Below are 11,717 nucleotides of genomic sequence, written 5' to 3'. Positions count from 1 at the left end.
CTCTTTTATGGATGTGCGTTTATCCAAGTACTGTGATCTTGGTAAGTTTCTTTTTTCCAAATAGGAACGACCTCTTTCAATCGATCAATCAAGTACCTTGAAGATTGAAAGGCAGCATCTCGATGAACTGATGATGTGCCTATGAAAACGACAGGTTCTGTGATTTCTTTTTTCCCAATGGCATGAATGATTACAATTTTATTCAAAGGCCATTTTTGTGCAGCCTCTTCTGCCAATACCTCCATTTTTAATAAGGCCATCTTTTCATAAGCTTCAAAGAAAAGATTATTCACCTCCTTGCTGTTGTTGAGATCCCTTACGGTTCCAATGAAAGTGCAAATGCCCCCGCTTTTCGGGTCCACTAACATTTGGTAGGCATCTGCAATATTAATGTCAGTTGTTATGGCTATATGGCTTTCCATGCTTTGTATTATTAGCCACCGCTTACTGGTGGAATAAGAGCAACTTCATCATGCTTATTGATCACTGTTTCCTCACTCGCATAGAAAAGATTGACTGATATGGCGAGAGAGGGAAGATTGATCAAGTCAGGATACTTTTGGTAAAGCAGGTCCTTGAAATCCTTTACTTTAACAAAGGTTTCTTCCATTGGGAAGTCTATCATAGCTGCTCCGGTAATGTCCTTGGCAACTCCAAATGCGTGTACTTTCATAACGAATTTAATTACTTCAATTGAATGGTCTACAGCATCTTGTTGATGTTTTCAGATCATTTTACCAAGGTACTAATTAATTCTTAAAATACGTAAAAATACGTATAAAATTAAATGGTCTAAGTCACTTGGCCAGTGAAGTAGGGATAAGGTAATAAGAATAGTAGGAACAACCAATAGCTACTTATATCTATGGTGGTTTATGTGTTTTCTATGTGTTGCTTCAGACCTGGTTCTTCTTCTAATTTCTTCAATAGCTCCACAACATTGCTCACTTTGAGTTTTTTCATGATATTAAATCGATGGGTTTCTATCGTTCTGATACTTTTGCCCAGCTGTTCAGCTATTTCTTTGTTCCCAATTCCATCGGATATCATTTTCAGGATTTGTTTTTCCCGCTTGGTGATATCATAGGTGTTTGTGGGAGCGATATTTTTGGTGACTTTTCTGTCCTTGACATTGAGGTAGCTTTTGACCAATACCTGACTGATATCTCCACTGAAATATTGGCCTCCATGATAAATGGTACGAATGGCTTTCATAAACTCATCCTTGCTAGTGTCTTTTAGCAAATAGCCTGAGGCTCCACATTCTATGGATTGAAGGATATAATCTTCGTCGTCATGCATGGATAGTATCAGTACCTTGGTGGGGTCTTTGAGCTGATTCAGCTTTTTGGTAGCGTCCAGTCCGTTCATTACTGGCATCCTGATGTCAATGATGAGCAGGTCTGGGGTGACATTTTTGACCAATTGAATGGCTTCTTCCCCATTGGCTGCTTCCCCGATAACTTCCACTTCTCCTTCATTTTCCAATAGGTTTTTGATACCGCTCCTGACTACAACGTGATCATCTGCCAATACTACTTTTATTTTTTCCATCCTTTCTTAATTTACTTATTAATCCAAAGGTACATTGATACTTATTTTGGTGCCTTTTCCCCGTTCGGAAAAGATCGTGCATTGCCCATTGATAAAATTAGCTCTTTCTCTGATATTAAATAAACCGTGCCCAGAAGCAGAGAAATGACCTTTTTCTTCTAGTTTTTTCATATCAAAGCCTTTGCCATCATCACTGATTTCTAGGTTTAAATATTGGGAATTGTGTGAAAGAGTGATTCTGACCTCTGTGGCTTCTGCATATTTAATAGCATTATTCACTGCTTCCTGACAGATTCGATAAAGATTGTTTTCCACTTTTCCTTCTAAGCGAGTAAGAAAACCTGTTTGGTTTTCGAAGTTTACCTGTAAGTCTGAGAGCTTGGATATTTCCCTACAGAATTTATTTAGCACTGGTACAATACCATAGTCTGAAAGTGCACTTGGCGTAAGGTTAAAGGAAATTCTTCTTACTTCCTTAATTACATTTTTCAGGAGATCCTTGCTCGTTTTTAGTTTGTTTCTTTCAATATCCGTATTTACTGAATGAATGCCTTCGAGATTGAATTTCATAGCCGATAACAACTGGCCGATTCCATCATGCATATCTCTGGAAATGCGCTTTCTTTCTTCCTCTTGTCCTTCGAGGATGAGGGCTGATCGAAATTGCTGTTCTTTGACTTTTTTCTCGATTCTTTCCCTGTTGATTTCCTGTGAAATGGCTTCTGCCTCCTTTTTTTCCGTTTCATCGGTGGCAATGATCATCAGGGTTTCCAGCTTACCACTATCTCCCATGGTAGGGGTAATGTTGACCTTCAGCCAGACGAAATCCCCTATTTCATTAGTGACTTTGATTTCTCCTGACCAAGTCTTTCCATAGGGCATCATGTCTTGAATTTTTTTCAAATAAGCGCCTTCATAGCCTTGATTTTGTAACCAGTTGAATAGGTTTTTTGGAGGATTATCCTCAAATTCCATTAGTCTGGAAAATTTATCGGCAAAGTAAGTAAAGTCCCCATTGGCATTGCATTTGGCAAAAATGGTGAAATCTTCAACATCCACGTCTACTTCCAATAGGTCCTGGTAGGCCTGCTCAAGTGAACTGTAGAGTGAACTGAGCTCTAAAGTCATTTTCTTTGATTTTTGTTCTGACTGAAGGAGTTGTTTGAAAGTTTTTTTGATGGTTTTTGCTGATGGGATAAAAATGAAGAATATTTCAAACATGATTACACCAAGGGAAATCACCAATAGAAATATTTCAATTCCTTGGAGATTGGTAACCTTTGTTTTGGCCTCGTCATCATATTGAAAGACAATCATGTCCATGCCCTTTAAAAATGCAGCTTCATGATTGATGATTTGGTGAATGTCTTTTTTGAGGCTGTCAGTGGGGAGCTGGATATTTTGATTCAGCTTATATACCATATTTTCCGCAGCTTTGACAATAGTGCGGTGGTCTTTTTCAATATTATGAAATAGGAACTGAATAGTTTTGCTATTTCTGCTTATGATATCAAGGTTTCCATCGCCATTTTTTAATCCAAGATGCGTGTCTTTCCAATCATTTAGAGCGAGGCTAAATTCCTGCAAATATTGAGCTCTTTGGTCAGACTGCGTAGAATCGCCTAGAAGTAAGGCACATTTACTGATCTTTTGGCTTAACATCCTTTGCCTACCTGAAAGGTTGATTACCCTTGAATCATTTTTTTGCTCACTGATAAATTTTTGAACCAGTATTTGGCTGAGAATGATGCTGGTGGCAATGGCACAAAGAGCTATTAGGTAATAGCGAACCAGTTTTTCGTATTTTGGTTTTTCAGACAAAGGTAATGTTTGATCTTAGTTTTTTATGCAATATTAAAATTACGTAATAACACTTAAAAAACTAAGGATTAACTATTTTCTTTCTCCAAGGGTGGTGAGGAAGTTTCCGGATAAGCTATTGATTTTAATATCTCCTTCCTGATTTTCTGTATACCTTATATGATGTATCTCAAATTGGTGTGTTTTATCTTGGCTGTTGATTATAAGGTAGTTTGGAGAGATGATGCTTTCTTTATCTTTACCAGAATGGACTTGGGCCCTTTTGATGAGATCATTGAGGAATACTTTGGTTTGTTTTTGGTTATGCTGAATAATCAACCCCTTTTGATCCTTTGCAATAGTCAGTTCGTAAATATTGCCACCAGCATAAATAATGGTGCTGTCTTTTTGGTTCAAGTGAAAAGGGCTTAGGTAATCAAAACCACTTATTTGGGTGCTGTGCCTACTTAGTTTCGCTCTGATGATATGGTGTTTTTGAAAGGGCTGGGTAGAAAAGTCCAAACCCATAGTTTCCAAATAAAGCCTTGATTGGTCAAGAGATCTTGGGCTTTCTGGGGATTTTTTAATAATCATCATGATTTCATTTAAGTCTTGGGTAAACCAAGGATCAATTTTTTCCAGGCCATGGTGGTCAGAAAGGTATTTTACAATTGACTTTACCTCTTCCTTTTGAGCAGAATCCAGGGAAAGTTTTATCGATTGGGTTCCCTCTGGTTTTAATTGAGGTAGCTGGCTTGTGTCCCATTGAAATTCCTGCGTCAACTTTTGGTCCTTTAATGAATTGGACACTGTTAATATGCTTTTCAGTCTATTGTACTGGCTGTTTTCACTTATAGAAAAAATCCCCCATGGGCCAAAAGAAGCCAATAATAAAAGGAAAGTGAGTGAGGAAGGGATGATTTTGATATTTTGATAGCCTAAGATAAAGTAGAAACATGTGAAGGTCAGCCAAATGCCCAAAAGGACTATTAGATAGCGATTTATGGTTATGCCATATTCGCTTATCCTTATTGCGATGGCCAAAAAAAGCACAAGCACCAGTGGAAGCAGTAAATAATAGTAATATTTTGAAAAAGTGCTTATCCATGCTTCCCCTGAGTCATTTCTGTAAGGGTATAATAATAGCAAAGCCAGTATTCCTAATGTGGAAACAGAAATGATCAAATAGGTGACGATTCCTTCTGGCCAATTCCAGTTAATAATGATCTTGATACAATATCCATAGAGGATCAAAAGATAAAGTGTCAATAATGGGAGAAGGATATATTGACTAAAAATCTTTAGTCCACTGGGGAAGGTGTTCTCTAATTCTATTTCCTTAAAGTCCTCAGGAATGCCTGAAATAAAAAACCAAGTATTGAAAACTCCTAGGATAAAAATGAAAATTTGCAAAAAGATTTTACCTTCAAATTCTACGTTAAAAAGCAAATTGAGGGCCATCATGGCCAGGACTATCCCAATAAAAATGACAATTGAAAATAGTAGGCCAGTGATTAGACGGATAAACAATGTTTTATTGTAATTCCAAAAGTCGATGGTTTGCATACTTTTTCTATAAGGCATGAAAGCAACCAGGAGGTGGGAGCAAAGGCTAAAAATAGCAAAGCGGTAATAGGGCATGGCAGTGTTTTGACTGCTGAGGCCATTGGGAAGGGTTAAATAAATGCCTACCAATGCTGTCAGGCCTATGATTTCCATAATCAATTGTTGCTTTTTGGAAAAATCATTTTTCTCTGCATATATGATGATGCCAAAGAACAAGGAAATACCCAATGCTGAGACCAGCATGCCGTTGATAAATGGAAAAAGATTTACAGTTGAGGATTCAAATTCTACACAATAGTTAGCAAATGAAACAGCCAGAATAGCGGAAATCAAAACCCAAGGGAATCGATTAAAGGATTTTTGCCCCTGGTCAATCAGGTATTTTACCGAAAGTAGCTTCATAGTTCTAGTAGCAAAGTGCTTCGAACTATAATTTACATCAAATAAACTAAAAAAGCAGGGTTTGATTTTAAACCCTGCTTAGTTACGAAAAATAGGTCTACTACTAATTGATTATCTGCCAATCAGTCTTTAGGATTTGTTTGTCAAACCTATGCTTTTATTATTTTTATTCCTCAAAGCCTACAAAAACATACCCATCTTCAATTTTAATTGGATAAGTTGCAATGTCGCAGGTGTCCCCATTAAGGTTTTTGCCTGATTTTAAAGAAAAGGTTTTTTTGTGAAATGGACAGGCGACTTTGGGTTCACCCTCAAAGGACCCAATCATTCCCCTAGACAAAATCATTTGCATTTTATGCGGACAAAGGTTTTGGCAGGCATACCATTCATTCCTTCTGGTGAAATTAAATATGGCGATTTGCAGATCTCCATATTTAATGCAGGCTCCGCCATCTTCTGGGAACCGGTCTACAGGTGCTGCTTTGAACCAATGGGTGACTTTAGAGGTGTCGGCTGTTTTATATTTTTCCAATTCTGAAATCATGATGTCTTTCTTTAGTGTTAAGGTATAAAAAGAGGGTTGTTTGACTGGCTTACCAAGCAGCTGGAATTTTCTGTCCTCTCATATCCTGAAATTTAAGATTAGGATCTTCTTCCTCTGCATTCAGGAAATGTTTGAACTTCGCTCTTAATTGAGGGTTGTTGACCACTTCTTTCCATTCACAGGCATAGGTGTCAATCATAAATTGCATTTCTCTTTCTAATTCCTCTCCGATTCCCAAGCTATCATTGACCACTACATCTCGGACATAGTCCATTCCTCCTTCCAATTTGTTCAGCCAAGTGGCAGTTCTGGTTAAGGGCTCGGCCGTGCGGATATAGAACATCAAGAATCTGTCTATGAATTTAAGGCAAGTTTCCGTATCCACATCATTGATCAATAGTTGGGCGTGTTGTGGCTTTGACCCCCCGTTCCCACAGATATAAAGGTTCCAGCCCTTTTCGGTGGCTATGATACCAAAGTCCTTGCTTTGCGCTTCTGCACATTCTCTGATACAGCCAGATACAGCCCCTTTGAGTTTATGAGGGGAGCGTAGTCCTCGGTATCTTTCTTCCACTTGAATGGCAAATGAGACTGAATCTTGCACACCATATCGGCACCATGTGCTTCCTACGCAGCTTTTGACAGTTCTAAGGGATTTGCCATAGGCATGGCCACTCTCAAATCCAGCGTCGATCAATTCCTCCCAAATATCCGGTAACTGGTCCACTCTCGCTCCGAACAAATCGATTCTTTGACCCCCTGTGATTTTGGTGTAGAGACCATACTTTTTGGCAACTTCCCCGATTACAATCAGTTTCTCGGGAGTGATTTCGCCACCAGGAACTCTAGGTACCACAGAATAGGTTCCTCCTCTTTGTATATTGGCCAAAAATCTGTCATTGGTATCCTGGATAGTGTCCTGCTTAGTAATCAGCTCATTCCAAGTGCTGGCCAAAATGGAGGCTACTGCTGGTTTACAAACTTCACAGCCATCGCCTTGGCCAAATTGGTCAAGCAGTTCATTATAGGTTTTGATTTTTTTGACTTTCACCAAATCTAGGAGCTCCTGTCTTGAATAATCAAAATGTTCACAAAGGACATTTTTTACTGCTTTGCCCATGGCCTTTAGCTGATGTTTCAGTAGGTCATTCACCATTGGCATACAACCACCGCATCCTGTTCCAGCTTTTGTGCAGGATTTGATTTCATCAACTTTAGTGACTCCATCATTTTCAACTAGGCTACAGATACTTCCCTTAGTCACATTTTCACAAGAGCATATCTGTGCCTCTTCAGGTAGGCTTTCCACTCCAGCTCCTGCAGCTTCCTTTCCTCCTCTGGCACCCAGAATGAGGTCTTCAGGTTCTGGAGGCAAAGGCATCTTGTTTTGGCACATCTGCAAAAGCATATTATAAGCAGAAGCATCGCCCACCAAAATTCCGCCTATTAGACGTTTGCCATCTAGTGAGACATTGATTCTTTTGTATATTCCGCTGTTTTTATTTTCATAAACAATTGGTTTTGACGGTTCAAAGTCCCCAAAAGGGTCTCCAAAGCTACCAACATCTACTCCTATCAGTTTCAATTTGGTCGACATATCAAACCCCATAAACGGCTTGACTTCTTCATTGACCAATTGGTTGACAACCTGGCTGGCCATTTCATAACCTGGGGCTACCAGTCCATATATCATGTTTTTATAAGAGGCAACTTCTCCAATGGCAAAAATATTTTCGTCTTCGGTTTGTAAAAATTCATTGACGATGACTCCTCCACGAGGGGCAGTGGCCAGTCCACAGTCTTTTGCAAGTTCATCCCTTGGTTTGATGCCAGCGGAGATAATCAGCATTTCTACAGGTAATTCGCTGTCATCTGCAAACTTCATGGACTCCAGCTTGCCATTACCCTTGATTTTTTGCGTGTTTTTATTGAGATGAATATTGATGCCTAGCTCTTCGAGCTTTGATTGCAGTGTTGCAGAGCCTGCCTCATCAAGTTGTCTGGGCATTAATCTAGGAGCGAATTCTATTACATGGGCCTTAAGTCCCATGTCGATTACAGCCTTAGCTGCTTCCAAACCTAATAACCCACCACCTATAACTGCAGCTGTTTTTACCTTTTTAGAATATTCAATGATGGCATCCAAATCTTCCAAAGTACGGTAGACAAAAACGCCCTTTTTGTCTACTCCATTGATAGGAGGTACAAATGCGCCCGAGCCAGTGGCCAAGATCAGCTTGTCATATGAATAGTCGTGACCGGAATGAGAAATGATTTTTTTCTGCTCTCGATCGATTTTCACGATCATTTCATTGGAGTGAAGGGTGATATTGTTTTCCTCGTACCATGATCTGGGAGCCATGATCAAATCTTCGGCCGTGGAACCTGAGAAATATTCACTTAGGTGAACCCTGTCATACGCTGGCCAAGGTTCTTCTCCAAAAACGGTGATTTCAAAATCCTTTGCAGTTTCCTGTGCACAAAGTTTCTCACAAAACTTATAGCCGACCATTCCATTTCCGATTACTACTATCTTTGTCATACGCTTGTTGGTTTATAGGTTAGGCTGTTTTTTCTAAGTAATTTGACAGACTATTAGATTGATTACAGCGGCTAAGTTATAAATTAAATTTAATAATACGTAAAAATACGTATTAAAATACTTAAATTTGTTTCAGTAACTAAGTAGAAACAAGTATGGATAGCAATAATCAGAAATTATCAATAGTAGGGGCGGGGCCAGGAGATTTGGACTTGATAACCTTGAAAGCCATTAAAGTGCTTAAAAGCGCAGATGTGGTCCTATACGATGCACTCGCCAATGAGGAATTATTGGAGTACGTGCCCACGACGGCCATAAAGGTGTTTGTGGGAAAGAGAGCAGGTATGCATTCAAGGCAGCAGCAAGAAATCAATAAAATGATCGTCAACTATGCACAAACCTGTGGGCATGTGGTAAGGTTAAAAGGGGGAGATCCCTATGTGTTTGGGCGTGGACATGAGGAATTGGAGTATGCTGCCCAATTTGGCATTTCTACTGAGTACGTACCAGGAATAAGTAGTGCGATGTCAGTGCCGGGCTTGGCTGGAATACCGTTGACCAAAAGAGGAGTGAACGAGAGTTTTTGGGTAGTGACAGGTACCTTGAAGGATCATTCTACGGCCCAAGATTTGAAATTTGCTGCCCAATCTTCTGCTACGGTCATCATTTTGATGGGAGTGAAAAAGCTGCCTGAAATCGTTCAAATGTTCAAGCAATATCGAGGCGGAAATGAGGCTATCGCTATGATCCAAAATGGCAGCAGACCTGATGAAAGGTTTATTTCAGCCGATCTTGAAAATATTCTTAGTATTCAGGAAAAAGAGCAGCTGAAAGCTCCTTCAATCATTGTGATCGGTCAGGTGGTCAAGGAAAGAGACAGGTCTTTGAGCTCCCTTTTGGAGGCACAAGGGGTAAGGATTGAAGAATAGGAATTAGAAAAAAGTCTGCTGCTTATCTTCTTAAACCATTATTCCTTTTAAATCCAAGGATTTCTTGCTCCCTGCTTAATGCTCTGATTTTTTATTCATTAATATTTATTTGAAGACGAATAAATACCAATTCATCATTGTAATTATTGAATATCCATATTTTCCCGTCTTTCGCGAAATAGTTGGTGATGATGAAATCTAGTTCAGGAATTAAAGCTTCTGTGATAACATTGAATTCTTTATCAAAAACAGTAATGAATGTTTTTCTTTTTGAGGCTTCTGGAAAGGCTATGTTCTGGCTTGGGGATTCTTCAAATTCAAGTTGGTATGAAAGTCTATAGTATTGTTCATTAAGTTCGTCATAAGTAACTGGTCCAAATCGGATTTGTGACAACATGGACATATAGCCTTCAAAAAATTCCTCTTTTGTTCCAAGGTGATTGTTGATTTTTAATTCTACTTCATTAGGAGTTAGATTGCTTTTATAGTCCACCAGTTGAAGCTCTTGGGATAAATTGTCAAACCAATAAATTTCATTGGTGAATTCATGAGAAACCAATGCAAGATTATTTTCTTCGGATAAATAAATTCTTGGTGACATATAATGATTATCAGTGGAAGAAAGGGAGTGAGATTTGAATTTTTGCTCGGGATCAATATTGAATCTTGATATAAGTCCTTCATCAGAATCCAATACGGCCAATTCTACCTTATTTGATTTTAGAGGTCCTTCTTTACTTATGATGGTGAAAAGTCTAGCCGTAGAGTTTCTTAGAAATATTTTTTTCCGAGATATCTCTTCTTCTTTTAGTCGTTCACCTTTCCATTTTTTATCTCTTAATGATATTTTTTTTATAAAATCACCTTTATGATTGAATATTTTAGCTGAATAGAAATCATTTGAAATCAAGAAGCTGTTATCAGAAAATACATGAAAGCTGGTGAAGCTACTACCTATTCCAGAAGGACCATTTTTTTGAAAATAATTTTTTGTTATAAGCTCTTTTTGCGTAAGGTCTATTTTCTCCAGACTAAAGTCAAAATGATTCAAATTATAAAGCGTGCGTTTATCATTTGAAAACCCGGAGTTAACCAAATTATATTTAAGGTCTAGAATTTCTCCCTTTGAATCTATAAAAACAGTGTCGATGGAATAGTTGACAGGTTCTAGTGTTTGATTTTTGTCTTTGTTTTGACATGAAAAGAACAGCATCAATAGTGTTCCAAAAGCTAATTTCTTCATAATGGAAAAGTAAAGGTAAAAGAATGATAAGTATGACTGTCTTTCTAATTTCCAGTTTATCATTGGGATATGAAATTAGTTTTAGATTTGTTAACATAGATTAAGTTTTGTTAAGCTAAATTTCATCTTAAAACTCCCTGCTCTGGACGAGTACACCCACCTGATATTCATCTTTCTTCGGCCTTATTTATCTTTTTTCTAAGGGGAAATCCTCCTAAATTGATTTTTCAATTGAATTTTAGAATTATGACTGCTAATAAATTTGATAAAACCATTGAGGAGATAGATGCTATAAATGCAGAAGATCCTCATAAGGAATTGGTCAACGGCAAGGAAATGCCCAAAGAGCTGGTTTATGGACACAGAATGTCAGGGATGTTATTGGATTTTTGCCCTGAGGCATCAGAAACCTTGAGGTTGGCTGCTAGGTGCCAACATATAAAGAGATGGTCCATCCCGAGAGAAGATTTTTCTATGGACAGAAAGGGGTATTTGATGTGGAGAACCAAATTGAAGAAGTTCCATGGCGAACTGGCCGGCTCCATTATGGAAAAACATGGTTATGATAAGGGAGAAATCCAGAAGGTGGATGATTTACTTAATAAAAGAAGGTTAAAAACAGACCCAGAGGTTCAGGCTTTAGAAGATGTGGTGTGTTTGGTGTTCCTGAAGTATTATTTTGATGATTTTATTGTTAAGCATCAAGATGAGGAAGGGAAATTAATTGATATTGTTCAAAAGACATGGAAAAAAATGTCAGAAAAGGGGCATGATGCGGCTTTGGCCATGAGCCATTCTGACACTGCTTTGGCAATTGTAAAGAAGGCATTGGCTACTTCATAGGGAATTTTATCCTTCTGATAAATATCAAAGCCTGTCTCAAAATTCACACTTTTTTTCAACCAACAGAGGGATCTTTTTTGGGGATTTTTAAAACTATTGGTTAAGGAATGTTTAGAATTGATAGTTTCATTTGTGTTTGGCAGTTTTAAAAAGAATTTTGAAACAGGCTTTTTAATTTGATTACTAATTTTTTACATGGATGTCCTTCAGTTCCTAATTTAAGAGCCTTATTTGAACAGGATAATAATTTTTAGGGGAGCTTATATTGATAATTTTTCTTGCTATTTTCTTATT

10 protein-coding genes are annotated in these 11,717 nt (G+C 38.1%); 2 read left to right on the top strand and 8 right to left on the bottom strand.

The genetic code is table 11. The annotated features are described in order from the left end of the window. Positions 1-5: 5 nt before the first annotated feature. From H7U17_RS15325 to nirB, 7 genes are all read right to left on the bottom strand, one after another. A complete protein-coding gene (locus H7U17_RS15325) occupies positions 6-422 on the bottom strand; it encodes a molybdenum cofactor biosynthesis protein MoaE (RefSeq protein WP_186757625.1) in 417 nt (138 codons plus the stop codon). 11 nt (positions 423-433) lie between these two features. Next, the gene (locus H7U17_RS15320; protein WP_186757624.1) at positions 434-673 is read right to left on the bottom strand and encodes a MoaD/ThiS family protein; all 240 of its coding nucleotides are present in this window, start codon (positions 671-673) and stop codon (positions 434-436) included. A gap of 200 nt (positions 674-873) precedes the next feature. After that, positions 874-1,554 (bottom strand): response regulator transcription factor, encoded by a 681-nt coding sequence (locus tag H7U17_RS15315; RefSeq protein ID WP_186757623.1) that lies wholly within the window; start codon positions 1,552-1,554, stop codon positions 874-876. An 18-nt stretch (positions 1,555-1,572) separates the two neighbouring features. Further along, complete coding sequence (locus H7U17_RS15310) at positions 1,573-3,375, bottom strand: sensor histidine kinase (RefSeq protein WP_186757622.1); 1,803 nt, start codon at positions 3,373-3,375, stop codon at positions 1,573-1,575. A 72-nt stretch (positions 3,376-3,447) separates the two neighbouring features. Continuing rightward, a complete protein-coding gene (locus H7U17_RS15305; protein ID WP_186757621.1) occupies positions 3,448-5,322 on the bottom strand; it encodes a DUF4153 domain-containing protein in 1,875 nt (624 codons plus the stop codon). A 166-nt stretch (positions 5,323-5,488) separates the two neighbouring features. Next, the gene (nirD, locus tag H7U17_RS15300) at positions 5,489-5,866 is read right to left on the bottom strand and encodes a nitrite reductase small subunit NirD (protein ID WP_186757620.1); all 378 of its coding nucleotides are present in this window, start codon (positions 5,864-5,866) and stop codon (positions 5,489-5,491) included. Positions 5,867-5,915: 49 nt separating this feature from the next. After that, complete coding sequence (gene nirB / locus H7U17_RS15295; protein WP_186757619.1) at positions 5,916-8,408, bottom strand: nitrite reductase large subunit NirB; 2,493 nt, start codon at positions 8,406-8,408, stop codon at positions 5,916-5,918. 155 nt (positions 8,409-8,563) lie between these two features. Between nirB and cobA the strand changes: the two genes are divergently transcribed. Beyond that, a complete protein-coding gene (cobA, locus tag H7U17_RS15290; protein ID WP_186757618.1) occupies positions 8,564-9,337 on the top strand; it encodes a uroporphyrinogen-III C-methyltransferase in 774 nt (257 codons plus the stop codon). Between the two features lie 91 nt (positions 9,338-9,428). On the opposite strand, the gene H7U17_RS15285 is transcribed toward cobA, so the two are convergent. Then, a complete protein-coding gene (locus H7U17_RS15285; RefSeq protein ID WP_186757617.1) occupies positions 9,429-10,580 on the bottom strand; it encodes a DUF4221 family protein in 1,152 nt (383 codons plus the stop codon). Positions 10,581-10,826: 246 nt separating this feature from the next. Here H7U17_RS15285 and H7U17_RS15280 point away from each other — a divergent pair, with 246 nt between their 5' ends. Further along, positions 10,827-11,423: a DUF4202 domain-containing protein gene (locus H7U17_RS15280; protein ID WP_186757616.1), complete on the top strand. Its 597-nt coding sequence runs from the start codon at positions 10,827-10,829 to the stop codon at positions 11,421-11,423. Positions 11,424-11,717: the final 294 nt, after the last annotated feature.

It is taken from the genome of Echinicola salinicaeni (genome assembly GCF_014280965.1).
Lineage (GTDB): Bacteria > Bacteroidota > Bacteroidia > Cytophagales > Cyclobacteriaceae > Echinicola > Echinicola salinicaeni.
Note: the sequence above shows the minus strand (reverse complement) of the source record. Positions and strands in the feature narration are given on the sequence as shown.